At 62.7% G+C, this 24,585-nt stretch carries 26 protein-coding genes; 7 read left to right on the top strand and 19 right to left on the bottom strand.

All coding sequences use genetic code 11. The annotated features are described in order from the left end of the window. On the bottom strand, positions 1 to 330 hold the full coding sequence (clpS, locus tag FJ950_RS08275) for an ATP-dependent Clp protease adapter ClpS (protein ID WP_010909565.1): 330 nt from the start codon (positions 328 to 330) through the stop codon (positions 1 to 3). A gap of 279 nt (positions 331 to 609) precedes the next feature. After that, positions 610 to 939, bottom strand: coding sequence for a phasin family protein (locus tag FJ950_RS08270; RefSeq protein ID WP_015317766.1), 330 nt, complete (start codon positions 937 to 939; stop codon positions 610 to 612). A 284-nt stretch (positions 940 to 1,223) separates the two neighbouring features. On the opposite strand from FJ950_RS08270, the gene FJ950_RS08265 reads away from it, so the two are divergent. Further along, on the top strand, positions 1,224 to 2,645 hold the full coding sequence (locus FJ950_RS08265) for a D-alanyl-D-alanine carboxypeptidase family protein (protein WP_140616379.1): 1,422 nt from the start codon (positions 1,224 to 1,226) through the stop codon (positions 2,643 to 2,645). 46 nt (positions 2,646 to 2,691) lie between these two features. Here the strand turns inward: FJ950_RS08265 and FJ950_RS08260 are convergent, their stop codons facing one another. The 3 genes from FJ950_RS08260 to FJ950_RS08250 all read right to left on the bottom strand — a co-directional run bounded on the left by FJ950_RS08260 (position 2,692) and on the right by FJ950_RS08250 (position 5,583). Beyond that, positions 2,692 to 3,393 (bottom strand): DnaJ domain-containing protein, encoded by a 702-nt coding sequence (locus FJ950_RS08260; RefSeq protein WP_140616377.1) that lies wholly within the window; start codon positions 3,391 to 3,393, stop codon positions 2,692 to 2,694. Between the two features lie 272 nt (positions 3,394 to 3,665). Beyond that, positions 3,666 to 4,103: a DUF1489 family protein gene (locus FJ950_RS08255; protein ID WP_140616375.1), complete on the bottom strand. Its 438-nt coding sequence runs from the start codon at positions 4,101 to 4,103 to the stop codon at positions 3,666 to 3,668. A gap of 76 nt (positions 4,104 to 4,179) precedes the next feature. Continuing rightward, the gene (locus tag FJ950_RS08250) at positions 4,180 to 5,583 is read right to left on the bottom strand and encodes an L-serine ammonia-lyase (RefSeq protein WP_140616373.1); all 1,404 of its coding nucleotides are present in this window, start codon (positions 5,581 to 5,583) and stop codon (positions 4,180 to 4,182) included. Between the two features lie 175 nt (positions 5,584 to 5,758). Here FJ950_RS08250 and FJ950_RS08245 point away from each other — a divergent pair, with 175 nt between their 5' ends. Then, complete coding sequence (locus FJ950_RS08245) at positions 5,759 to 6,475, top strand: DUF599 domain-containing protein (protein WP_140616371.1); 717 nt, start codon at positions 5,759 to 5,761, stop codon at positions 6,473 to 6,475. Here FJ950_RS08245 and FJ950_RS08240 read toward each other — a convergent pair. The 6 genes from FJ950_RS08240 to FJ950_RS08215 all read right to left on the bottom strand — a co-directional run bounded on the left by FJ950_RS08240 (position 6,448) and on the right by FJ950_RS08215 (position 10,874). Beyond that, a complete protein-coding gene (locus FJ950_RS08240; RefSeq protein ID WP_140616369.1) occupies positions 6,448 to 7,245 on the bottom strand; it encodes a YdcF family protein in 798 nt (265 codons plus the stop codon). The two genes, FJ950_RS08245 and FJ950_RS08240, sit on opposite strands and share 28 nt — an antisense overlap. Before the next feature lie 77 nt (positions 7,246 to 7,322). Next, positions 7,323 to 8,888: an amidase family protein gene (locus FJ950_RS08235; RefSeq protein ID WP_140616367.1), complete on the bottom strand. Its 1,566-nt coding sequence runs from the start codon at positions 8,886 to 8,888 to the stop codon at positions 7,323 to 7,325. Then, positions 8,888 to 9,343 (bottom strand): GNAT family N-acetyltransferase, encoded by a 456-nt coding sequence (locus tag FJ950_RS08230; protein WP_140616365.1) that lies wholly within the window; start codon positions 9,341 to 9,343, stop codon positions 8,888 to 8,890. Before FJ950_RS08230 ends, FJ950_RS08235 begins: the two co-directional genes overlap by 1 nt. A gap of 7 nt (positions 9,344 to 9,350) precedes the next feature. Beyond that, positions 9,351 to 9,638, bottom strand: coding sequence for an Asp-tRNA(Asn)/Glu-tRNA(Gln) amidotransferase subunit GatC (gene gatC, locus FJ950_RS08225; protein ID WP_015317757.1), 288 nt, complete (start codon positions 9,636 to 9,638; stop codon positions 9,351 to 9,353). 87 nt (positions 9,639 to 9,725) lie between these two features. Continuing rightward, positions 9,726 to 10,142 (bottom strand): hypothetical protein, encoded by a 417-nt coding sequence (locus FJ950_RS08220; protein ID WP_140616363.1) that lies wholly within the window; start codon positions 10,140 to 10,142, stop codon positions 9,726 to 9,728. Between the two features lie 24 nt (positions 10,143 to 10,166). Beyond that, positions 10,167 to 10,874 (bottom strand): metal-dependent hydrolase, encoded by a 708-nt coding sequence (locus tag FJ950_RS08215; protein ID WP_140616361.1) that lies wholly within the window; start codon positions 10,872 to 10,874, stop codon positions 10,167 to 10,169. Positions 10,875 to 10,998: 124 nt separating this feature from the next. Here FJ950_RS08215 and ruvX point away from each other — a divergent pair, with 124 nt between their 5' ends. Further along, entirely contained in the window at positions 10,999 to 11,505 is a 507-nt protein-coding gene (gene ruvX / locus FJ950_RS08210) for a Holliday junction resolvase RuvX (RefSeq protein ID WP_140616359.1), read from the top strand. Here ruvX and FJ950_RS08205 read toward each other — a convergent pair. From FJ950_RS08205 to FJ950_RS08195, 3 genes are all read right to left on the bottom strand, one after another. Next, on the bottom strand, positions 11,423 to 11,764 hold the full coding sequence (locus FJ950_RS08205) for a DUF6105 family protein (RefSeq protein WP_140616357.1): 342 nt from the start codon (positions 11,762 to 11,764) through the stop codon (positions 11,423 to 11,425). The genes ruvX and FJ950_RS08205 overlap by 83 nt on opposite strands. After that, positions 11,764 to 12,312, bottom strand: coding sequence for a hypothetical protein (locus tag FJ950_RS08200; protein ID WP_140616355.1), 549 nt, complete (start codon positions 12,310 to 12,312; stop codon positions 11,764 to 11,766). The genes FJ950_RS08205 and FJ950_RS08200 overlap by 1 nt, the downstream gene beginning before the upstream one ends. A gap of 137 nt (positions 12,313 to 12,449) precedes the next feature. Then, positions 12,450 to 14,078, bottom strand: a complete 1,629-nt coding sequence (locus FJ950_RS08195) for a DNA alkylation response protein (protein ID WP_015317751.1) — start codon at positions 14,076 to 14,078, stop codon at positions 12,450 to 12,452. A 218-nt stretch (positions 14,079 to 14,296) separates the two neighbouring features. On the opposite strand from FJ950_RS08195, the gene FJ950_RS08190 reads away from it, so the two are divergent. Genes FJ950_RS08190 through dprA form a run of 4 tightly spaced genes read left to right on the top strand, consistent with a single transcriptional unit; the run spans position 14,297 to position 18,346 of the window. Next, a complete protein-coding gene (locus tag FJ950_RS08190; RefSeq protein ID WP_140616353.1) occupies positions 14,297 to 15,292 on the top strand; it encodes an aspartate carbamoyltransferase catalytic subunit in 996 nt (331 codons plus the stop codon). Then, positions 15,289 to 16,575: a dihydroorotase gene (locus FJ950_RS08185; RefSeq protein ID WP_140616351.1), complete on the top strand. Its 1,287-nt coding sequence runs from the start codon at positions 15,289 to 15,291 to the stop codon at positions 16,573 to 16,575. The genes FJ950_RS08190 and FJ950_RS08185 overlap by 4 nt, the downstream gene beginning before the upstream one ends. Positions 16,576 to 16,628: 53 nt before the next feature. After that, complete coding sequence (plsY, locus tag FJ950_RS08180) at positions 16,629 to 17,216, top strand: glycerol-3-phosphate 1-O-acyltransferase PlsY (RefSeq protein WP_015317748.1); 588 nt, start codon at positions 16,629 to 16,631, stop codon at positions 17,214 to 17,216. Further along, the gene (gene dprA / locus FJ950_RS08175) at positions 17,213 to 18,346 is read left to right on the top strand and encodes a DNA-processing protein DprA (protein ID WP_015317747.1); all 1,134 of its coding nucleotides are present in this window, start codon (positions 17,213 to 17,215) and stop codon (positions 18,344 to 18,346) included. The genes plsY and dprA overlap by 4 nt, the downstream gene beginning before the upstream one ends. Positions 18,347 to 18,352: 6 nt before the next feature. On the opposite strand, the gene FJ950_RS08170 is transcribed toward dprA, so the two are convergent. The 5 genes from FJ950_RS08170 to FJ950_RS08150 all read right to left on the bottom strand — a co-directional run bounded on the left by FJ950_RS08170 (position 18,353) and on the right by FJ950_RS08150 (position 24,516). Further along, on the bottom strand, positions 18,353 to 18,565 hold the full coding sequence (locus FJ950_RS08170) for a hypothetical protein (RefSeq protein WP_140616349.1): 213 nt from the start codon (positions 18,563 to 18,565) through the stop codon (positions 18,353 to 18,355). Continuing rightward, positions 18,565 to 19,365, bottom strand: coding sequence for a trehalose-phosphatase (gene otsB / locus FJ950_RS08165; RefSeq protein ID WP_015317745.1), 801 nt, complete (start codon positions 19,363 to 19,365; stop codon positions 18,565 to 18,567). Before otsB ends, FJ950_RS08170 begins: the two co-directional genes overlap by 1 nt. Continuing rightward, positions 19,365 to 21,140 (bottom strand): trehalose-6-phosphate synthase, encoded by a 1,776-nt coding sequence (locus FJ950_RS08160; protein WP_140616347.1) that lies wholly within the window; start codon positions 21,138 to 21,140, stop codon positions 19,365 to 19,367. The genes otsB and FJ950_RS08160 overlap by 1 nt, the downstream gene beginning before the upstream one ends. 106 nt (positions 21,141 to 21,246) lie before the next feature. Next, positions 21,247 to 23,409: an amylo-alpha-1,6-glucosidase gene (locus FJ950_RS08155; RefSeq protein ID WP_140616516.1), complete on the bottom strand. Its 2,163-nt coding sequence runs from the start codon at positions 23,407 to 23,409 to the stop codon at positions 21,247 to 21,249. A 45-nt stretch (positions 23,410 to 23,454) separates the two neighbouring features. Then, on the bottom strand, positions 23,455 to 24,516 hold the full coding sequence (locus FJ950_RS08150; RefSeq protein ID WP_015317742.1) for a glycosyltransferase family 4 protein: 1,062 nt from the start codon (positions 24,514 to 24,516) through the stop codon (positions 23,455 to 23,457). Positions 24,517 to 24,585: the final 69 nt, after the last annotated feature.

Raw genomic sequence — 24,585 nt, 5'->3', positions numbered from 1 at the left:
TCACTTCTTCTCCATCACGCATTGCAGCGGATGCTGATTCTGTCGGGCGAAATCCATGACCTGAGACACTTTGGTCTCGGCCACCTCGAATGTATAGACCCCGCACTCGCCCACTCCATGATTGTGAACATGAAGCATGATGCGTGTGGCGGCTTCGCGGTCCTTCTGGAAAAAACGCTCCAGCACGTGAACCACGAACTCCATCGGAGTGTAGTCGTCGTTGAGGATGAGGACCCGGTAAAGGCTGGGCTTCTTGGTTTTGGTTTTGGTGCGCGTGATGACGGCCGTCCCGCGGCCGGCCTCATTGCCGTCGCCGCCGCCGTTTTGCATCCGCGCCACTTGTCTCGTGGCAGTCAAACCGATCGTCACGTAATCCTGCCTCTTTCGAATCCTCATGCGAGTTCAACATGTAGGTGTTCGATGGACGATTTTAAGCCCTTCTGGTTAGCTGACAATATGGCTAGGTGACCAACCTGGCGGTTTTTCGCAATCGTGAAGCCCTACGCTGTCGCGGATCGGAATTTGGGCATGAAAAAACCCGGCCGCGTTTCCGCGGTCGGGTTTTGTCCCGCGCCCAAAGGGCCGGATTTTCAATTCACGGGCGAAAAATTACTTTGCCTTGGCAACGATCGATTCGAACGGCTTGTAGGCCTCCTTGGCGAGTTCGGCATAGAGGTCGCCTATCTTGGTAGCCTCGGCGACGAACGCCTCGTAGGACTGCTTGGCATAGTCGGATTGAATCTCGATCGCCTTGTCCAGCGACTTGGCCGAGAACAGCTTCTCGCACGCGACGCTGCCGGCTTCGAAGCTCTTCTTGGTGTATTCGCCGGCCTCGGTGGCGATCGCCTGCGCGCCCTTGGACAAGGAGGCGAAGCTCTTCAATCCGGTGTCGGCGAACTCCTTGCCGTATTTGCTGAAGTCCTCATAGGTCTGGGTCATTTCGTACTCTCCCTGGACGGTTGACGCGCCCTGCCCCGAGCGCCGTTGTGCAATGCATAATATATATTGTGCAGCGCACAAAAGTCAAGAAGTCGGGGGCTCGCGACCCCGCGGGCAGCGGCAATGGCTAAAATTCGAATAAAGGAAGGCTCAAACCCCCAGAAAATGGTGAACGCGGCGGTTACCATAAACGGATTGGTAACGCTGCCCCGCTAGCTTGGCCAGAAGTGAGGCAGGATCCCTTTGCCGCCTCCAGCGCAACGAGAAATTCAAAGGAACTACCAGTGCGTCAGGCGTTGTCGGGCTTCGTTTCCAAATCCGCGTTCCCTCTTAAAACGATCATGATCCTCGCCATGGCGATGACCTTCGTCGTCGCGGACGTCGCCTCGTCGCTCGCGGCGAAATCCGCGGCCATCGTCGTCGATGCCAAAACCGGCAAGGTGCTGTACTCGGCTAATGCCGATGGCCGGCGCTATCCCGCTTCGCTGACCAAGATGATGACGCTCTATCTGACCTTCGAAGCGATGGCGAAGGGCAAGATCAGCAGAAACTCGCCAGTCGTGTTTTCGGCACATGCGTCAGCCGAGGCGCCGACCAAGCTCGGCGTGAAGCCTGGTGGATCGGTGGCGGTCGAGACCGCGATCCTGTCGATCGTGACGAAGTCGGCCAACGACTCGGCGACCGCGCTCGGCGAAATGCTCGGCGGCAACGAAACCAACTTCGCCCGCATGATGACGGCCAAGGCGCGGCAGCTCGGCATGAACGGCACGGTCTTCCGCAACGCCAACGGCCTGCCGGATCCGGGACAGTTCACCACCGCGCGCGACATGGCCACGCTCGGCATTGCGCTCAGGGAACATTTTCCCCAGTACTACGGCTATTTCGCGCAGCGATCCTTTCTCTACGGTCGCCAGCGCATCAATGGCCATAACCGTCTGCTCGGACGCATCAAGGGCGTCGACGGCATCAAGACCGGCTATACCCGCGCCTCCGGCTTCAATCTCGTCTCGTCCGTTAATGACGGCAACCGCCGCCTGGTCGCCGTTGTCATGGGCGGCACGTCGGGCGGCAGCCGAGACAACCAGATGGCAGGCCTGATCAACACCTATCTGCCGAGGGCCTCGACCCGCGGTGGCGGCGACCTCGTTGCCAAGGCGGACAGCAACCCCATCAGCGCACTTGCAAAGGTTCTCCTGCCCAAGCATGACGCGCCGACCCCTGATGAAAAGCCTGTGGCCGTGGCGGAAGCCGATACGGCCGTCGCCGACGACGCGACCGTTGCCCAGGGCGACAGCGAGGACGAGGATACAGCCGAGGCGGAGGCACCCAAGCTGGTTGTCCCGGCAAAGAAGGTAAAGACGGTCATCGTCTCCGCTCCCAAGGTCGCCACCGCCCAGGTCGTGGCCGCCTATGCCGAGCCCACCCCGGCCGTTGATCCGGTCAGCACCGCGTCGGTTCCGTCAGGCTGGGCCATCCAGGTTGCCTCCTCGCCGAAGCAGTCCGAAGCCCAGGCTTTCCTCGACAAGACCACCAAGCAGGCTCCCAAGGTGCTGGCCAACGCTTCCGGCTTCACCGTCGCTTTCGACAAGGACGGCGCCACCTACTACCGCGCTCGCTTCGGCGGCTTTGGGTCCAAGGATGCCGCCTGGAAGGCCTGCACCGCTTTGAAGAAGAAGAAAATCGAGTGCTACGCCGTCCAGCAATAGGACTGCGTGGAAGATATCTCCCGGAAAATTTTTGCGTCGAAGGAGACTAGTTGTGATTGGAGAGCAAGACGTCCTTGGCTTCGTTAATCCGCGCCGCCAGGAAAGACGTGCCGCCGAGATCGGGGTGCAGGCGCTGCATCAGGCGGCGGTGCGCCTTGCGGACATCCGCCGCGGCGGCCCCCGCTTCAAGACCAAGGACCTTGTAGGCCTCCTCCTTAGTCATGGCGCCCGGACCTGGCGCAACACCCAGCCTTTCGCCACCGTTCGTCTCAGCGTATTTGCGCCAGACGGGAAATCTGCCGTCAAGATACGTCTCTAGCAACTGCCGGCTCTCCGGATCGCCGGAGAGTTCGCGGTAGAGATGCTGCAATTGCGCAAGGGTCATCGAGCCAAGCATCTTGCCATCGTGGCGGCCGGCCAGCACCAGCCCTTCCAGGCCGCCAGTATTGTGATCGAGTTCCATCTCGAGTGCCGCCGTCCGCACCGTTGAGCGTTTTCCAGCACCCGGTCTGGCCTTTGGCCCGCCCGTATGCATGGCGCCGTACCAGGCGATTGCCACGAACAGGATGCTGCCGCCGATGCCTTGGCGCCCGACCAGGAGCACGGCGCCACCCACCAGCGCCAGCAGGATCGGTCCCAATTTTCTCATTCCGCTTGCGAGTTGCGCCGGATCCGCGCGGAGAAATGCGGTGGCTACCCCCAGCAGCACCAGCAACAACGCGACCACGATGATAATTGCGCCTAACATTTCGCACCGCCCCGCAGGGGTCCTGTCCGCTCGGACAGCCGCGTGATGTCCTTCAACACTTTTCCTGCGCCAGAATCATGGCCTTTAATCGGGCCGGAAGGAGGACCATCATGCGAACTGATCCTCCAAAGCACAGCGGCCTGTGTCGACAGTTCTTCATCGCGCATGGATTTCAAGATGTGGCGTCGTCGCGTCGCTTGCAAGTCCAGCGCGGGGCAAGATTGAGGGCCAGAAAACGCGGGCGCGGCAGTAGGCAATCCTTCGCTCAAGCCCTAGAGCAGGCCGAGGTCGGCCAGCTCGCGCCTGAGTTTCGGCGGCATCTCGACCAATCCCGCCTTGCCCTTGCCGAGGTCGGCCGGGGCGTCCGCCGGCTTCAGGTAACGCCAGCCCTGGAAGGCGCGGCGCGGCTGCCAGTCGGTGCGCACCACCTCGGGATCGAGCATCAAATGGCAGCGGCCAATGCCGTCGTCATCGGTGAACGGCCGGATTTCCGTGATCAACTGGCGGCACTGCACGCTGCCCTTGATCACCCAGTAGAGCGAACCGCCATCGGTGACCTCGTCGCCACGTGTCGGCATCATGCGGGTGGTGTGCCAGTGTTCGGCTGGTTCGCCGGCACGGCGGCGCTCGTCAAGGCGGAAGGCGATCCACTCTTCGAGATCCTCGACACTGTCGCAACCGACGCAAAGCTTTAGGAGATTGAGAGCCATCGCCCAAGGTTAGTCCGGAGCGCCGGGACGTCAACGGCCTGACGGACTTCTCCACAGTGCCGGCTTGGGCCAGCCCTCAACACTCAACGACATTGACCGCCAGGCCGCCAAGGCTGGTTTCCTTGTACTTCTCGTTCATGTCGAGGCCGGTCTGGCGCATCGTCTCGATCGCCGCATCAAGCGGCACGAAATGCACGCCGTCGCCTTTGATGGCCAGTGACGCGGCCGTCACCGCCTTGACGGCACCCAATGCGTTGCGCTCGATGCAGGGCACCTGGACTAGCCCGCCGACCGGGTCGCAAGTCATGCCGAGATGGTGTTCCAAGGCGATTTCGGCAGCATTCTCGACCTGCTCGGGCGTGCCGCCCATGACCGCGCACAGGCCGGCCGCAGCCATCGCCGAGGCGGAACCGACCTCGCCCTGGCAGCCGACCTCGGCGCCCGATATCGACGCATTGGACTTGATGATGCCGCCGACGGCCGCTGCCGTCAGCAGGAAGTCGCGAATGCTCGGCTGGTCGGCCTCGGGATGGAAATGCAGCCAGTAACGCAGCACCGCCGGCAGCGTGCCGGCGGCACCATTGGTCGGCGCGGTGACGACACGCCCGCCGGCCGCATTCTCCTCGTTGACCGCCATCGCATAGATCGACAGCCAGTCATTGGCGAGCAGCGGGTTCGGCCGGTTCTGCTGCCACTGCTCCTGCAGCTTGTCATGGAGCTGCCTGGCGCGGCGGCGCACCTTCAGGCCGCCGGGCATGATGCCGTCCTGCGACAGGCCGCGGTCGATACAGCCCTTCATGGCGTCCCATATCGCGTCGAGGCCGGTGTCGAGCGCCTCGCGCGACATCTGCGTCTCCTCGTTGACGCGCTTCATTTCGGCAATGGAAAGACCGCTCTTGGCCGCCATCTTCAGCATCTCGACCGCATTCTTGAAGGGATACGGCACTTTCTTGCCCTCGGTTGTGACCGAGCCCTTCGACTTCATCCGTTGCAGCTCTTCTTCCGAAACCACGAAGCCGCCGCCGATCGAATAGTAGATGCGCTTGAGCAGCAACCGGCCGCCGGCGTCGTAAGCGTAGAACGCCATGCCGTTGGCATGGCCGGTGAGTGGCGTCTTGCGGTCCAGAACCAGATCGGTGGCCGGATCGAAATGGTAGGAGGGGTGGCCGGGCGGTGAAACCAGCTTGTCGGCGGTGATGCGGCTGACAATGTCGTCGGCTCGGTCGGGGTCGACCGTTTGTGGCGTCTGGCCGGCAATGCCGAGAATGACGGCACGGTCGCTGCCATGGCCGATGCCGGTATAGGCGAGCGAGCCATGCAGGCTGGCGCCGATGCGATCGACCTTGGCGCCGGCGGGACGCGGCCAGTCGTCGCCCGCGACCTCATCGAGGAAGCGGCGCGCAGCCGTCATCGGTCCCATCGTGTGCGAGCTCGAGGGGCCGATGCCGATCTTGAACAGGTCGAAAACCGAAAGGAACACGCTGTCTCCTGGGTCACGTCGAGGATTACATATAGGAATTCCCGGGATGTTTCCGCTCTTTTGACAATCGCGGCGCAGCACCTGCCGACCTTGTTTGCTCCGGCAGCGACATCGAGTGCAACGCGCCGTGCAAGGTCATCGAAGCAACCGGGCCGAATATGGTAGATTCGGCGCCATGGGCGATTCCTATCTTTCGACGGCCGATCTCGCGGCGCTGGGCTTTTTCCTCCTCGCATGGGTGCTGCACACGCTCGCCTCGGACGGCCACCTGATCAGCCGCGTGTCGCTGACCACCGCCATGAATGCGCAACGCGAGGCCTGGATGCGCACCATGGCCGAGCGCGAGATCCGCATCGTCGACACCGCCATCATGAGCGGCCTGCAGCAGGGAACAGCCTTCTTCGCCTCCAGTTCGCTGATCGCGCTCGGCGGCTGCTTCGCCCTGCTTGGCGCGTCGGACCGGGTGCTTGAGGTGCTGAGCACCCTGCCCTTGGGCGGCGCGCCGTCGCGCTCGGCCTTTCAGATCAAGGTGCTGGGACTGGTGCTGATCCTGGCCTTTTCCTTCTTCAAATTCGGCTGGGCCTACAGGCTGTTCAACTACTGTTCGATCCTGATCGGCGCCGTGCCGATCCCGCATGGCGAGGCCTCGCGCAATCCCCTCGCGCAAACGGCCGTGTGGCGCGCGACGCAAATGAACATGCTGGCCGGCAAGCATTTCAACTCTGGCCTGCGCGGCGTGTTCTTCTCGATCGGCTATCTCGGCTGGTTCGTCGATCCCCTGGTGTTCGTGCTGTCGACGCTTCTGCTGCTGGCCGTCCTGGTACGGCGGCAGTTCTTCTCCGCGGCGCGGCGCGCGGTGATCGGTCAGCCGCCGGGCGTCGGAAACGGCTGATCGATGCGGCCGGAAAGCCAATAGGCGAAAAGCCCGATCCATTCGCGAACCGCGATGGTCGTGTTCTGCAGCGAATCGGCCGCATTGTCGCGAAACAAGCCGATGCCTTCCCGACCCGAGGTGCGATAGTCGACCGGCCATTGGACAGTTGGAAAACCTGCCTTGTCGAACAGGGCCTTGGCGCGCGGCATGTGAAAGGCTGATGTCACCAAAAGCCATGTCTCGCCCGGTTTGGGCTTGACCAGTTCGCGGCTGAAGACCGCGTTCTCGTAAGTGTTGCGGGATTTGTCTTCGAGGAGCAGCCGGTCGGCCGGGACACCCAGCGCCTCGAGCAGGCGCGGCGCGGTGTCGGCATCACCTTCGCCGTCGAAGAACAATGAGCCGTTTCCACCGGAGACCACCACTTTTGCCTGCGGGAAACGCCGGGCGAGGATCGCGGTCTCGACCATGCGATCGCCGCTGCTGTTCAATTCATAGCCGCCGCGCGCGAGGTTGATAGCGCCCTCGAAGCCGCCGCCGAGCACGACGATGCCGTCTACCTTCTCCGGCAGCGGCGGCCTGGGAAAGCGTTCCTCCAGCGGATTGAGCATCATCGCTCCAAGTGACGTCCAGGCCGACAGCGCAAGGATCAGAAACGCCAGCACGCCGCCGCTGACGGCAAGTCGCCGCCGGCCGGCCATCCCGGCGATCAGCCCCGCCAAAAGCAAGAAGATCGTCAGGTTGAGCGGCTGGATGAAGAACCAGAATATCTTGGAAAGATAGTAGAACATCGCTCACTCATTGCAGCCCGCAAGCTGTCCAAAATCGATCGCGATTTTCAGGACCATGCGTCAGACGAGCGATATCCTTACCACCACTTCTCCGGCTGGAATGTGCCGGCCGCCTGCTCGATGACGGCGGCGGTCTGGAAAAGCGTCTCTTCCTCGAACGGCCTGCCGATCAATTGCAGGCCGAGCGGCAGCCCCTTGGGGTCGAGGCCGGCGGGCACTGCGATGCCGGGTAGGCCGGCCATGTTCACGGTGACCGTGAAAATATCGTTGAGGTACATCTTGACCGGATCGGCGGCCATGTCCTCGTCGGCAATGCCGAAGGCAGCGGACGGCGTCGCAGGTGTCAGGATGACATCGACGCCGGCGGCGAAGACATTTTCGAAGTCGCGCTTAATCAGATTGCGCACCTTCTGAGCCTGCAGGTAGTAGGCGTCATAGTAGCCGGCCGACAGCACATAGGTGCCGATCATGATGCGGCGCTTGACCTCGCGGCCGAAGCCGGCGGCGCGGGTCTTCTCATACATCTCGACGATGTCCTTGCCCGGCACGCGCAAGCCGTAGCGGACGCCGTCATAGCGGGCGAGGTTGGAAGAAGCTTCCGCGGGCGCCACGATGTAATAGGCCGGCAGCGCGTATTTGGTGTGCGGCAGGGAGATGTCGACGATCTCGGCGCCGGCGTCCTTGAGCCAGGCAATGCCCTTCTGCCACAACGCCTCGATCTCTTCCGGCATGCCGTCGACGCGGTATTCCTTGGGAATGCCGACTTTCATGCCCTTGATCGGCTTACCGATCGCCGCCTCGTAGTCCGGCACCGGCCGGTTGACGGACGTAGTGTCCTTGGGATCGACCGACGCCATGGATTTCAGAAGAATGGCGGCGTCGCGGACGTCGCGGGCGATCGGTCCGGCCTGATCGAGCGACGAGGCGAAGGCGACGATGCCCCAGCGCGAGCAGCGGCCATAGGTCGGCTTGATGCCGACGGTCCCGGTGAACGCGGCTGGCTGGCGGATCGAACCGCCGGTGTCGGTGGCGGTTGCGCCTGCACACAGAAAGGCGGACACGGCGGTCGCCGAACCACCAGAAGAACCACCCGGCACCAGCTGCGCATTGTCGAGGCTACGCTGGGTTTTCGTGCCACCTGCCGAGACGAAGCCGCCATCACCCTGATGCGTCGTCGGCATCACCACCGTATCGAGGCGCGAACGCCGCCACGGGTTGATGACCGGGCCGTAGTAGGAGGTCTCGTTGGACGAGCCCATGGCGAATTCGTCCATGTTGAGCTTGCCCAGCATGACGGCGCCGTCGGCCCACAGGTTGGACGTGACCGTTGATTCATAGCGCGGCTTGAAGCCGTCGAGCACGTGGCTGCAGGCCTGGGTGTGGACGCCTTCGGTACCGAACAGGTCCTTGATCCCGAGCGGAATGCCTTCCAGCGCACCGCCCTCGCCCTTGAGCAGCCTGGCATCCGACGTCTTGGCCATGTCGCGCGCCTTGTCGCCGGTCACCGCCACATAGGCATTGAGCGCCGGATTGGCGCGATCGATCGCCAAGAGATAGGCTTCGGTGATCTCGGTCGCGGTGATTTCCTTGGCGCGCAGCTTGGCGCGGGCCTGCGAAATCGTCAGATGGGTCAGGTCGCTCATCAAAGGCTCTTTTCGTAAAACACCGACCACTCGGAATCGGGATAGTCCAGCACCGGGCCGCAGCGCGAGAACCCGGCGCGTTCATAGACGGTCCAGGCGGCGGGATGGCGATCGCCGGTCTCCAGCACCAGCCGCTTCAACCCTTCATCGCGCGCCAGCGCCTCGACCCGTTGGACGATTCCAGCGCCAATCTTGCGGCCACGATGCGAAGGCCTCGTGTACATACGCTTGACCTCGCCAATGGCATCGTCATGGCGCTTGAGTGCACCACAACCAATGGCGACGCCGTTGTCGCGAGCGATGAAAACCGTCGTGTCCTTGCCTGCCATCTGCTCGACCGTCAGGTGGTAGCAGTGCTCCGGCGGCGTCAGTTCGAGCAAGGTCGCGTTGAGTTCCGCGACCAAGCCGCGCACGTCGTCCTGCAGCGGCGTTTCGATGGCGATCTCGATAGCCATCGGTGCCTTACTCCACGACCTTCGGCACGAGGAAGAAATTCTCGTCGGTCGCGGGCGCGTTGGCGACGATGTCGGCCGCCTTGTTGCCGTCGGTGACGACATCGCCGCGCTTCTTCATTTCCATCGGCGTCACCGACGTCATTGGCTCGACGCCGGAAACATCGACCTCGTTCAACTGCTCGACGAAGCCCAGTATGGCATTCAACTCGCCGGTCATACGCTCGGCATCTTCCTCGCTCACCGCGATGCGGGCGAGATGCGCCACGCGCTTCACTGTCTTGACATCAACGGACATGTATTTGCCTCGGGGAAAACCAGTCCGGGCTATAGCGGCGCGGCGCGCGACGCGCAACATGTGGCGCCCGACAATCGGGCAACAACCTCATGGCAGGGCAATGCCCTCGCACAGATAGTAGCTGCCGCTGTTGCCGCTCGCCTCGCTTTCATCGTCGATCGGCCGGGCCGACACGAGATCGACCTGCGTCGGGTTCATCTGCGTCACCGACAGGACGTCAGGAAAGACATAGCCCGGCTCCTGGCAGATCGCCGTCACAGCCCAGCTCGGCGAGCGTGTCGCCTTGCTGACCTGAACGAATTCGCAATTGTATTCGACGCCTTGCAGGCCGTTCTTCGAAAGAACGATGTTGCCGGCATCGATCAGCGTCTGCAGCGTATCCTTTTTGGCCTGAGTACAGAGCTCCTCCGACTGGAGATAGACACCTTCGATGAAGTCATCCGCGGCAAGCGCGGGCGACGCCGCGACAAACATCGATACGCAAAGAGATCGCCCTAATGCCATGGATTTGTTCCGCTTTGGCTGTTTCTAGATGGTAATCATTTCACCAATCTTCGGCAATGCAAGCTTGACGCCAGATCCTTCCAGGCCGGCTTCAAACTTCTCGGGCGTCGGGTCAATCATTGGAAACGTGCCGAAATGACAAGGGACGACCGTTTCGAATTTGAAGAAGCGGCGGCAGGCAAGGGCCGCCACCGCACCGCCCATGGTGAAGCGATCGCCGATCGGAACGATGCCAATCTTTGGCTCGTGCAATTCATTGATCAGCGCCATGTCGGAAAAGATGTCGGTGTCGCCCATGTGGTAGAGCGTCTGGTCTTCCGGGAAATGCAGGACCAGCCCACCCGGATTGCCGAGATAGACGTTCTTGCCGCCCTCTTCGCCAAAGGAGGACGAATGCAGCGCCTGAACGAAAGTGGAGGTGAAACCGCCGCAATCGACCGTGCCGCCAATGTTGCCGGGATTGATCTTCTTGTCGCTGACGCCCCTGCCGACAAGGTACATGCAGATCTCGAAATTGGCGACCAGTTGCGCGCCGCTCTTGCCGAGCACTTCCAGCGCGCCGCTGATGTGGTCGCTGTGCCCGTGCGTCAAAAGAACATGCGTGATCCCTTCGGCCGGTCCTTCCCACCCGCCCATCCAGGACGGGTTGCCGATCAGATAGGGATCGATGAGGATTTTCGCGTCACCGGTTTCGATGCGGAAGGCCGAGTGGCCATACCAGGTCAGTTTCATGAATGCATTTCCTCGATTTTTCCCGAGCCAAAGGATAGAACGCCGATAGCCTTGAGATCAAAGGTATAGTGTCCGCCGGGCATCCGAAAGGACGCGTGCTGTCGAAAAAAACGAGGGAAAACCGTTGACCGTCATCACGATTGAGCAATTGCCGGCACGGCTCGCCGACGGCAGGACCTTGGCGGGGCTCGATCTCGGCGACAAGACGATCGGCGTGGCGGTTTCCGATCGGGGGTTCTCCTTCGCTCATCCGCGTCCAGTCATCATCCGGCGGAAATTCTCGCTCGACGCCGCCGTCCTTCTGGCGTTGCTGACGAAGGAGAATGTCGGTGCGGTGGCGATCGGATTGCCGATCAACATGGATGGATCGGAAGGTCCGCGCGCACAGAAATCGCGCGCCTTCGTGCGCAACATGGCGCAGCTAAGCGACCTGCCTTTCGTGTTCTGGGATGAGCGGCTGTCGACTGTCGCGGCCGAACGGACGCTGATCGAGATGGACTTCTCGCGCGCCAAACGCGCCGGCAAGATCGATTCGGCGGCGGCCGCCTTTATTCTGCAGGGAGTTTTGGACCGGCTTCAGTCACTCGATACAGCCGATCGAACGGGACCGGACCCGTCCAGCGACGCCTGACCCAGGCCAATATCTCGCGACGCCTGCGAAACATCCATATCGCCACGAGCAGCAAGCCATCGAACACGCAGGCTTTTGCCACCATGCCCGGGATGGTTGCGGGATCGATGCCGAGCATCTGACCGTAGAGCTGGAACACGAAATCGTGCAACTGCCGGCTGAGCATCACATAGCCGAAATTCATGTCGTTGAGCGACAGGTAGAACCAGCCCCAAAACAGCGCCATCGGCGCGGCCCACAATGCGAAGATGTAGCGCATCAGCGGCCTCCCTTCCCGTTCGGACCGGTCCGTCCCGATATCATGGAGAGCAGCGAATTATGCGCCGCGGCCTTCGCCATGCTGTGCGCCGTGGCGTGGAAATCCTCCTCATCCAGCGCAGCTACCGAACGTCGTTCGGCGAGCATCGCGACATAGGAGACCAGAAGTGCGGCCAGTTGCACGGCGACCACCATGAACAGGCCGTTGATGCCTTGGGCCGCACCGCCGATCAGGATCATCGACATCACCCCGGAAGCGGAAATAAAGGCGATGCGAACGACGCTGTCGGCGCCCGGGCTGGACGCGTCGTTGATCAGCGTATCGACAAAGGCCCAGAAGAACAGCACCGCCACGACCAGCAACGCGATCGCCAGCGGAGCGACCACGACGATGTTCTCCAGATTGACAAACTGGGCGCTCTCGACGACCACGCCGAGTACGCCGAGAGCCGCCGTCACACCTCGATTTCCATCGATACAGATCACCGCGAGCAGGGCAAAAACGATCGCCCAGTGCACGGACAGAAAGGAGGTCAGTACGTGTCGCATCGTGATTCCTGCTTCGACAGGAATGACAGTGGGCTTTGCGGTTCGCCGCCGCAACGGAAACCATTTGTTAAGGTTAACGGCGACGGCGGGTCAGTGGGGATTCCGGCAACGCCCCTCGAACATGAACGGCATCTCCGTCAATTCACCGGCGGATAGAGCGTATCGATGATCATGCGCGCGTCGTGGCGCGAATCGAGCATGCCGTAAGTATTGCGCCACTGGCCCGCGAGCCGCGTTTCGACGAAGGCATCGGCGATCCGCCCTGCCCCGAGCCGACGCAACTCGGCGGCCGCCGCAGAGAGCGCAAGCTGTTCCGTCAGCAGCCGGGCCGAGCCCTCGTCGGTTGAAGCGACCTGCATGGCCGCCTTCAGAACGCCGATCGTGCCGCGCCCGCCGGCGCCGAGGTCGCGGTCGATGCCGGTCAATACCTCTTCGAAAAGCCCCGGCGCGCGGCCAAGCACGCGTAGCACGTCGAGCGCCATGACATTGCCCGATCCTTCCCAGATCGCGTTAACAGGCGCTTCGCGGTAATAACGGGCGAGCGGAGCTTCCTCGACATAGCCATTGCCGCCAAGGCACTCCATCGCCTCGTAAAGCAGCGGCGGCGCGATCTTGCAGACCCAGTATTTGACGACCGGCGTCATGGCGCGGGCGAACGCCGCCTCGCCGCGATCGCTCGCCGCCTCGTCGAAGGAACGCGCCAGCCGGAACGACAGCGCGGTCGCCGCGGCAACATCGAGCGCCATGTCGGCCAGCACGCGCTGCATCAACGGCTGCTCGATCAAGGTCGAACCGAACACCTGGCGATGGCGGGCATGATGGATCGCTTCGGCCAGCCCCGCCCGCATGATCGCCGAAGACGCCACCGCGCAGTCGAGCCGGGTCAGCGTCACCATGTCCATGATCGTCTTGACGCCGGCGCCGGGTTCGCCGACCATCTCCCCGATGGCGTTGACGAATTCAACCTCGGAAGACGCGTTCGAGCGATTGCCGAGCTTGTCCTTCAGCCGCTGGAAGCGAAAGCCGTTGCCAGACCCGTCGCCGAGCACGCGCGGCACCAGGAAGCAGGACAGTCCCTCCGGCGCCTGTGCCAGCACCAGGAAGGCGTCCGACATCGGCGCCGACATGAACCATTTATGTCCCGTCAGGCGGTAGAAGCCGCTGCCGACGCGTTCCGCCCGGGTCACATTGGCACGCACATCGGTGCCGCCCTGTTTCTCGGTCATGCCCATGCCGAGCGTCAGTCCGGTCTTTTCGACGGGCGGCTTCTGGCTCTGGTCGTATTTGCGCGTCGTCACGCGCGGCGCCCATTCGCGAAACAGTTTTGGGCTGGCCATCAATGCCGCCAGCGAGGCGCTGGTCATGGTGATGGGGCAGAGATGCCCGGTCTCGAGTTCCGCCGTCAGGTAAAAACGGGCGGCCCGCACCTGATGGCGGCGGCCGATCTCGGCGTCGCCATTTTCCCAGACCGAGGAGTGCAGGCCGTTGGCCACCGAGCGGCGCATCAAGGCGTGGTAGGCGGGATGGAATTCGACCAGGTCGATGCGCCGTCCCTGGCGATCATGCGTCCTGAGTTTCGGCGTCTCGACATTGGCGAGGCGCGCCAGTTCCTGGGCTTCTTGCGTCAGCACGAAACGGCCGAGCCCGTCGAGATCCTTGCGCACCGGATCGGAAAAGCGCTCGGCAAGCTGGATCAGCAACGGATCGCCTCGCCAGGCGTTGCCGCCCGTCAGCGGCGGCGGCTGGTTCGTTACGTCGTCGGTCACGCCCAATCCTTCTAGCCGAGCCTTCTAGAAAGGCCCTATTGTCGGAAAGCCTCGAATCCGAGGCCGTCGGCTTAGATATAGCCAAGCGTTGCTGCGCGCGCGACGAAAATACCGGCCGATCTAATCGGCTATCTACACGAAAAAATTGAGGAGAACGGCGTCAATCCAAAGCGGGTGCTTGCGGGCGCGAAATCCGCACCCTATAGCAGCCCCTTGAGATGACCGACGCTTCGTCCCTGCCACTCTACCCTCACCGCCATCTTCTGGGCATCAGCGACCTTTCGCCCGCCGACATCGAGCTTTTGCTCGACAGGGCGGATCGGGCGGTCGCGATCTCGCGCCAGTCCGAAAAAAAGACCTCGACGCTGCGCGGCCGCACCCAGATCAATCTCTTCTACGAAGCCTCGACCCGCACGCAATCCTCGTTCGAACTGGCCGGAAAGCGGCTTGGCGCCGATGTCATGAACATGTCGGTGGCGAGTTCCTCGGTAAAGAAGGGCGAAACGCTCATCGACACCGCGATGACGCTCAACGCCATGCGGCCTGACATATTGATCATCCGCCATCAGTCGGCGGGCGCGGCGGCCCTCCTGGCGCAGAAGGTCGGCTGCTCGGTGGTCAATGCCGGCGACGGCGCCCACGAACACCCGACACAGGCGCTGCTCGACGCACTCACCATCCGCCGCGCCAAGGGTGCGCTGTCGAAGCTGATCGTGGCGATCTGCGGCGACATCCTGCATTCGCGTGTCGCGCGCTCCAACATCATGCTGCTCAACGCACTCGGCGCACAGGTGCGGGTGGTGGCGCCCTCGACGCTATTGCCCTCGGGCATCGACAGAATGGGCGTGATCGTCTGCCGCTCGATGGCGGAGGGCCTGAAGGACGCGGATGTGGTGATGATGTTGCGCTTGCAGCGCGAGCGCATGGAAGGAGCCTTCGTGCCGTCGGTGCGCGAATATTTCCGCTATTTTGGTCTAGACGCCGAGAAACTGAAGGCCGCCAAGGATGACGCGCTTGTCATGCATCCTGGCCCGATGAACCGCGGTGTCGAGATCGCGTCCGAAATCGCCGACGGCCCGCAAAGCGTCATCCAGGAGCAGGTGGAAATGGGCGTCGCCGTGCGCATGGCGGTGATGGAAGCGCTGCTCGATCCCCGCCGCAATCAAGAGGGCCGCAATCAAGAGGGCCGCAATCAAGAAGGCCGCGGCGCATGAGCATCACGGTCTTTGAACGCGCCCGCATCGTCGATCCGTCACGCGGCTTTGATGAAGTCGGCTCCGTCATAGTCGAAGGCAGGAAAATCGTTGCCGCGGGCAAGGCGGCGCTGAACCACGGCGTCCCCGACGGCGCTACGGCGATCGACTGCAGCGGCAAGGCGATCATCCCCGGCCTGATCGACGGCCGGGTCTTCATCGGCGAGCCCGGCGGCGAACATCGCGAAACCATCGCTTCGGCAAGTGTCGCCGCGGCGGCCGGCGGCGTCACGTCCATCGTGATGATGCCAGACACCGATCCGGTGATCGACAATGTGGCGCTGGTCGAATTCGTGCTGCGCACCGCCAAGGACACGGCCGTCGTCAATATCTTTCCGGCCGCCGCCATCACCAAGGGCCTCCACGGGCGCGAAATGACGGAGTTCGGCCTGCTGCGCGAGGCGGGTGCGGTCGCCTTCACCGATGGCAGGCATACCATATCGAGCGCGCTGGTGATGCGTCGCGCCCTAACCTATGCGCGCGATTTCGGCGCCACCATCGTCCATGAAACGCAGGATGCCGATCTTGGGTCGTCGGGCGTCATGAACGAAGGCCTGTATGCCAGTTGGCTCGGCCTCTCCGGCATTCCACGTGAAGCCGAATCCATCCCGCTCGAGCGTGACCTCGCGCTGGCGCGGCTGACGCAAGGTTCGTACCACGCCGCGAAGATCTCGACGGCAATGGCGGCAAGCGCCGTGGCGCGTGCGAAGGCCGACGGCGCGGCAGTGACATCGGGCGTGTCGATCCACAATCTGTCTCTCAATGAAAACGACGTTGGCGAGTACCGCACCTTCTTCCGCCTGACGCCGCCGCTGCGGGCCGAGGAGGACCGGTTGGCGATGATCGATGCGGTCAAGGACGGAACGGTCGATGTCATCGTCTCCTCGCACGATCCGCAGGATGTCGATACCAAGCGCCTGCCCTTCGCCGACGCCGCGGCCGGTGCCATTGGCCTCGAAACCCTGCTGGGCGCAGCCTTGCGCCTCTACCACAATGGCGACGTGCCCCTGCTCAGGCTGATCGAAACCTTGTCCACCGCGCCGGCGAGGCTGTTTGGATTGGCCGGCGGCACGCTGAAGCCAGGCGCCGTCGCCGATCTCGCGCTTGTCGACCTCGATGAACCCTGGATAGTCAGCGAAAGCGGTATCCGCTCGCGCTCGAAAAACACCTGCTTCGAAGGCGCACGGCTGCAAGGCAAGGTCTTGCAAACGCTGGTGGCGGGCCGCACAATATTTTCTGCCTGAGCCGGCGGTAGCCATGCGACTTCAGGCATGGTTGGGGGAACGCGGGGGGAACAATGACTTACGGCCCAATCCTGGCGCTGGTGTTCGGCTATCTGCTGGGCTCGATTCCGTTCGGCCTGCTGCTTACCCGCGCCGCCGGCCTTGGCGATGTGCGCAAGATCGGTTCAGGCAATATCGGCGCCACCAATGTGCTGCGCACCGGCAACAAGGGGCTTGCCGCCGCGACTTTGCTGCTCGATGTGCTGAAAGGCACGGCCGCCGTGCTGATAGCAAGCCATTTCGCGCCTGAAGCCGCGATCTGGGCTGGTCTCGGCGCCTTTCTGGGCCACCTGTTCCCGGCATGGCTCGGCTTCAAGGGTGGCAAGGGCGTCGCCACTTATCTCGGCGTGCTGGTCGGCCTTGCCTGGCAAGTCGCATTGATCTTCGCTGTCGTATGGTTGGTGATGGCTTTCCTCTTCCGCTACTCATCGCTGGCGGCGCTGGCTGCTGCCGTGGTGGTACCGATCGCGCTTTATTTCCTGAGCACGCCGCAGATAGCCATTCTGTTCGTGGTGATGAGCATCATTGTCTTCATCAAGCACCGAGAAAACATTTCGCGACTGATTGCCGGCTCCGAAGGCAAGATCGGAGCCAAGGGGTGAGCGAACCGGCCGCCGGGCCGCGTCTCACCGATCGCCAGCGGCTGAGCTGGCTGCGGCTGATCCGCACCCAGAATGTCGGCCCTGCCTCCTTTCGCGACCTGATCAACCGTTTCGGTTCGGCCGAAGTCGCGTTGGAAATGCTGCCGGAACTGATGATTTCCGGCGGCGCCAACCGGATCGTGCGCATTCCTTCCCTTGCCGAGGCCGAGGCCGAGATGGAGGCCGCGCGGCGAGTTGGAGCACGCTTTGTCGGTATTGGGGAGGCGGACTATCCGCCGCTGTTGCGCAGCATGGACAATCCGCCGCCGATGCTGGCGGTCAGGGGCAATGCCGCGGTGTTCCGGTTGCCGGGTGTCGCGATAGTCGGCGCCCGCAACGCATCGCTTGCCGGCATCAAGATGGCGCGCATGCTGGCAGCCGATCTCGGACGAGACGGCTACGGCATCGTCTCCGGCCTGGCACGTGGCATCGACACGGCGGCGCATCAGGGCAGTCTCTTGACCGGTACGGTCGGCGTGCTCGCCGGTGGGCTCGACCTGCCCTACCCGCCCGAAAATGCCGGTCTGTGCGATGACATTGCGGAGCGTGGCGCCATCATCTCGGAAATGCCGTTCGGCTGGCAGCCGCGTGCCCAGGATTTCCCGCGCCGCAACCGCCTTGTCGCGGGCGCCGCTCTTGGGCTGGTGGTGGTTGAGGCAGCACAGCGCTCAGGCTCGCTGATCAGCGCCAGGCTTGCCGGCGAGATGGGCCGGTTGGTCTTTGCGGTACCCGGCTCCCCGCTCGATCCGCGCGCGGCCGGTACCAACGGTCTGCTCAAGGACGGCGCCACGCTGGTCACCGAAGCTTCGGACATTTCCAGGGCGATCCTTCCGCTGACCGGCATGCGGGCGCCTGATCTGCCGCCGTTTGAGGACCCGCCCGACTTTTCGGCCACACCGCCACCAGGCGAGAGCGACCGGGCCAAGGTGATCGAGGCGCTGGGGCCGACACCGGTGCCGATCGACGAGATAATCCGCCACACCGGCCTGCATCCCGCCCAGGTCTTCATGGTGCTGCTTGAACTCGACCTTGCCGGCCGCCTCGAGCGTCACGCCGGTGGAAATGTTTCGCTTGTTTTCGGGGAAGGCTAACCGCCCTCAGTGGCGGCTGGTCTTTCTATCTCCGGTCTCGTCGTAATCCTGCATGTTGGCGTCAAAGAGATCCTTTTGAACAAACTGGCGCCAGACCTCATCCGCGTCCTGCAGGCGCGACGGATCGAAACTCGGCTGGGTCTCGTGCGTATTCGGCAGCGACCGCCGGCGTAGCCAAGCAGGCATGATCTCCAAGATGAGACTGGTGAATTGGGTCATCACGGACTCCTTCGATTGAAGGGATGGACCAGGCCGGTCGATCCACCCAAATTACGCTGGCTCACCGCACCCAGCCAAGCCAAAGCCTCCCCGACGTCGGCAAGCACATGGCGCGCCGCTGTCGGTCCGTGCGGTTTGATGCGGATCGACATGCCGTCCATCTCGTTCACGGCCTCGAAACCATTTTCGTCGGATGTGTCGTCGCCCAGAAACACCGGCCGCCGCCCCTCGAAAGCCGGCAGATCCAGAAAGCGCCTGATGGCCGCTCCCTTTGCTGCCTCCAGCGGCATCAATTCAACGCCGGCATTGCCGGCCAGCACCCGATATCCCGTAGGCAACCTGCCCAACGCCTGTTCGACCAGTTGCGTCGCGCGCTGCAACAGTTGCGGTGCCGCGCGCGTGTGGACTGCCAGGATCGGTCCCTTGCGCTCGATATAAACGTCCGAACTGCCCAGCTCCGCTTCGATTTCCTCGGCAAGTGCCGCAATGTCGGCCGGCTCTCCCGCTGCCTCGACCGGGCCGTCGCGGATGAGCCTGTGCTCAAGCCCATACAGCCCGGCGGCGCGCAATCTGAGCGGCTGGAAAAGATGGTCGACCGCGGCGATCGATCGTCCCGTGATGAACGCCAGAGCTCCATCCAATTGCAATTCGAGCCTCGCCAGCAGCGTACGCAATTCATCGCCGACAACCACCGCATCGGGATGCGCGGCGTGTTCGAGAAGCGTGCCGTCAATGTCCAGGAACAAGGCCCACGGCCCTGTTGGGAGCTCAGGCGCGGGCAGCTTTGGCAGAAGCGACATCACAGCGCCGCCACCCGTCTGCGATCGAGCAGCGAGATCACGTTGCCCGATGAGGTCGGGGCGGCGCCGACGGCGCGATCGACCGCAACGCGTTTGCGCAGGCGCGCGGCATCGAGAAGCATGCTGCCTGCCCACCGGTAGACATTATTGTCGCGAACGACCTCACGCATCCTTTGCATGCGCTGCCGCTGCTCTTCCGACGACATCGTCAAAGCCTGCAACAAGGCGTCGCCCATCATTGTGGCGTCGTAGGGATTGACGATCAGCGCTTCCAGCAATTCCTTGGAAGCGCCGGCGAACATGCTGAGCAGCAGGACCCCCTGTTCGTCATTGCGCGCCGCGACGAACTCCTTGGCCACCAGGTTCATGCCGTCATGCAGGCTCGTGACCAAGCAAACGTCGGCGGCCCGGTAGATTTCGTAGACCTGTTCCTGCGAATGATGTTCCGTGACCATCAGGACGGGAGTGTAGCCGTCGCGGCCATAGCGCCGGTTGAGATCCTCGGCTTGACGCAGACACTCTTCATGCAACTGTTGGTATGCGGGCAAGGTGCCGCGACTGGGTGCCGCGATCTGCAGGAAGGCGACCTTGCCAATCCATTCCGGATGGAGCCTCAGCAGCTCATCGAGTGCGGTAAAGCGATCGAGGATGCCCTTCGTGTAGTCGAGACGTTCGACGCCGACACACAGCCTGACATCGTCCGCCAGCCCGAATTTTTCACGAACATGCCGACGGCATTGCGCCACCTCGGGCAGCTGGGCCTGTCGCGCCGGCTCCCATTCGATTGAAATCGGATACGCGTGAACCAGGCTGATCTGGCCGCCATAGGAGATGGCGGAATCCTCGCGCTCGATCCTGCTCTCCAGGAAGCGGTCGACGCTGTCGATGAAGTTGTTGCAATGGAACTGGGTGTGAAAGCCGACGATCGAACTGCCCAACAATCCTTCTAGGATCTTCTCGCGCCATGGGCAGATGCTGAACACCTCGGAATTCGGCCATGGAATGTGCCAGAAGGTGATGATGATGGCTTCCGGCAGGCGCTCCCGGATCATCCGCGGCAACAGGGCGAAATGGTAGTCCTGGACCAGCACGATGGGCCGCTCGTTACGTGCCTCCGCGACGACGGTGTCGGCGAATTTGCGGTTGACCGCCTCGTAGGCCTCCCAGTCGGACGCACGGAATATCGGTCGGGTGAAGGCTATGTGGCACAGCGGCCAAAGCCCCTCATTGGCAAAGCCGAGATAATAGCCTTGCTGTTCTTCCTCGCTCAGCCAGACACGGCGCAACGTATAGGAAGGGTTTTCGGGCGGCACTTCGACGCGGTCGTTTTCGTCGACCACCAGCGCATCGGCCGAACCGCCGCCATAGGCGATCCATGTGCCCGCACAGGCGCGCGTGATCGGCTCCAGGGCGGAGACCAGCCCGCTGGCGGGTACGACCAGCTGGATGCCGTCGCCGTTGCGGTTATGGATGTAGGGTTCGCGATTTGACACCACGATCACCTGTGCATCGGGAAGTTCCTTCGCCAGAATGTGACGCAACGTTTCCGGCGACCATTGGACGAGGGCGGCGGCCGCAGATTGCCCGTTCTTTTCGAACTCCGGCAATGGGCTGCGAACGGATCCTGCTTCGAGACGGGCGAGCTTCATGTTTCTGGCCCGGCGCGCCCGTGACAGCACCACCGCGAGCGCGACGCATGAGATACCGACAATTACGAGAACGAAGAGCCACAGTGCGGCCGAGGGTACGACCAGGTACGAACTGTTGTCGGGCATTTCGAATTGATTACCTTTCAATGGGACGCGGCAGATCCACCGACAGGAACTCCAGCATCCTTGGCGTGCTGATCCAACGTTCCGCACCCGTGATGGTTCCGATTTTTCAGCTCTTGACCACCAGTGGCACCAATCCTTCATGCGCATCCGCAAGGAAGGCACCGACACGATCCCCCACGCGCTGAAACGTCAGGTCCACCGCCACATGTCCCACCGAGAGATGGCGAATGACAAGATTGTCGATGCCGATCGGCAAGTGCGGCCGGGTCACGTGAATCTCGTTCGTCCAACCGTCGATCTGTAGGCCGAGGCAGGCCTGCATGAGCATGAAGGCGGAGCCCGCGGACCAGGCCTGCGGCAGGCAAGCCACCGGATAGGCAATCGGCGCCTCGCCGGCCGAGCGCGTGAACCCGCAGAACAGTTCGGGTAGCCGCATGTTGAAATGAACCGCGGATTCGAAGGTCCCGCTCATCAACCGCACCACGCTGTCGCGGATGCCGTATCGCGCCAGCCCGGCGGCGCAGATCGCGGTGTCGTGCGGCCAGATGGAGCCGTTATGATAGGACATCGGATTGAAGAAGATCGCATCGTCCGCCAGCGTTCTCAGCCCCCAGCCGGAATGGAACGAAGCCGACAGCAGCTGGTCGGCGACCATGCGTGCGCGATCCGGATTGGGAAGGCCGACATAGAGCAGGTGACCCGCATTGGACGTGCGCACCTTGCAGGGCTGGCCATCGCCATCGATCGCCAGCGCATAGTAGCCAAGCTCTTCGATCCAGAAATGGCGTTCGACTTGTTGGCGAATGGCATCGGCGCGCAGCTCCCAATTCTCCGCCCGCTCCTCTTCGCCGCGCAGCCGTGCCAGCTTTGCCAATCCCCGAAATGCTGCAAAGACGTAACCCTGCACCTCGACCAGCGCGATCGGCCCTTTCGGAATGCGGCCGTCGGCATGGAAGACGGAATCGAAGCTGTCCTTCCATCCCTGGTTGGCAAGGCCGGATTCCGCGGCGCGCTGATAGGTAAGAAACCCTGTCGAACGGCTCGCTGTCTCGATCCACTCGGCGGCGGCGCACAGCGATGGCCAAAGGCCATCGATGAAAGCCGTGTCTCCCGTGCGGTCCGCATAGGCGCAGGCAAGATGGATGTAGAGGGGCGTCGTATCGACGCCGCCATAGTAGCGGCCGAACGGCAACTCGCTCAGCGCCGCCATCTCGCCCTTGCGGGTCTCGTGCATGATCTTGCCGGGCTCGGAATCGCTGAAGGGAGAGGTTTCGGTCGCCTGGTGCTGGGCGAGAAAGGCAAGCACGCCACGAGCCAGGCCGGGATTGAGCCAAAGCATCTGCAGAGCTGAAATCACGCCGTCGCGGCCGAAGGCGGTGGAGAACCACGGGATCCCGGCATATGGGTAAGGCCCGGTCGCCAGTTCCGTGGTGAGCAATGCCACATCGGCACGCGCCCGTTCCATCCAATCATTGAAGACGCGGCCTGAACTGTGCAGCGTTGCCCCATGCCGGCGCTTGGCGCGCATGCCGAAACGGGCGCGCGCCGCCGCGGCCCGGAAACGTTCACTTTGCGGGCGGGCCGTTGTCTTGCTCCCCACCTCCACATACAGCGTCTGGCGGCTGCGCTTGGTGACGGCAATGAAGAAATCCGCCCGCTCGGAGGTCAGTTGATCCGGGGGCTGTGAAAACGAAATGGCCGAGGTCCGTACGACCTTGTCCAGCCCTTCGTAGCGGAGCACGACCGAACTCTGGTCGATCTCGGCCGTGTGCGCGGTACCGCGCTTGGAGCGGGTCGAGCCCCGGACTTCGAACATGTCGCGAAAATCAACACCGAAGCGCAGTGACACCAAGACCGTCGAATGCTCCCGGCTATAGTTCGAGAGCGTGATGCGTTCATATAGCCTTTCCTGCCACAGAAGCCTGACCCGCTCGATATGGATCGCGCCCTGCGGAATCTGGCGGCCCGCGGCGCTCTCGATCGGCAGATTGGTCAGGTTGCTGGTGAACAGGACGTTGTCCTGGCTGAGCGATGCGCCCAGCAGCGACAACGATCGTCCGCCAACCGTCAGGCGAAATTCGGAGAGCACGCGCGTGTCGTCGCGGAAGAAGCCGTCGCCGGCGCCACGTATGTCGCCATAGGCGTCGGCGACGGCAAAGCAATCGCCATGCTTGAGAGCGTAAAGCCGATGCGGCTCCCTGGGCGCGGTTTCGTCCAGGGAAGCCAGTGCTATCGCAGGATCGAGCTTGCGCTCGTCGAGTTGGGTAATGGTCAAGAAGATTGTCCCGTGCTGGTTTCCGAACGGGTTGAAGATCTATGAGGCCCTGCTCTCTTCGTGGCCGGTGGTCAGCCGCGAATAGGCCTCGACATAATCCCTGGCCATTCTATCGGCCGAAAACCGCCTTTCGAAGGCCGTTCTTATTCGTCGCCTGTCGAGTTGCAGGAGAGCCGGCATCGAGGCGACGGCATCTTCGATGGTTTCGACGACAAAGCCGGTGACCCCATGATCGATGATCTCGGGCATAGCGCCGCAACTCCAAGCCATGACCGGGGTTCCGCACGCCATGGCCTCGATCACCGCAAGCCCGAAGGGTTCAGGCCAGTCGATGGGAAACAGCAAGGCGGCCGCATTGCCCAAAAACCGGGCCTTCTGGTCCTCGCCAATCTCGCCGACATACTCGACCCGGTCGCCATCGATCAGCGGCTGTACGACTTCCTCGAAATAGGCGCGGTCGCCATCGCCGACCTTGGCGGCGAGCTTCAGTTTCAGGCCGGTTCGGCGGGCAATCTCGATTGCCCGGTCCGGCCGCTTATCGCGTGACATTCTGCCGAGAAAAGCAAGGTAGGTACCGTCCGAACCGGCCTCGAAATCGGCCTCATAAAGGTCAAGCGGCAGCCCGTGATGGATCGTCGCCAGCCAGTTCGCGGATGCGAACCGCGCCCGCTGGCTGCGGGATATGGAAATCATGGGGAACCGCGGGAACCGGTCATAGGCTTGCGCGAGGTCCGCGTAATCCAGCCTGCCATGCGGCGTCGTCACCGTGCGCTGCGGCATATCACGAAAAAACGGGAAATGCAGGAAATGGCTCAGATGGAAATGCACGACGTCGAAGTCGTCGGCCCGTTTGCGCACTTCGTCGAGCATCGACAAATGTGCCGCGATCTCGGACTTCAGCGGACGCGGATCGAGACGAAGCGCCCTTTCGCGGCATGGCACCAGTTTGGCGGAGCTCTTCGTGTCGCCGCTGGCAAACAACGTCACCTCGTGGCCGAGATCGACGAGAGCTTCGGTAAGATACGAGATGATACGCTCGGTACCCCCGTAAAGTCGTGGCGGCACCGATTCGTAGAGTGGTGCGACATGGGCAATCTTCATGTCCCGGCGTCCCTCAATGAGCTGGTCATAGAGCCAAAATGCATCAAGGCCCGGATCGTTCCTATATCA

This window comes from Mesorhizobium sp. B2-3-14, from assembly GCF_006442175.1.
In the GTDB taxonomy this organism is placed as follows: domain Bacteria; phylum Pseudomonadota; class Alphaproteobacteria; order Rhizobiales; family Rhizobiaceae; genus Mesorhizobium; species Mesorhizobium australicum.
This window is presented reverse-complemented; position numbering and strand designations above follow the sequence as displayed.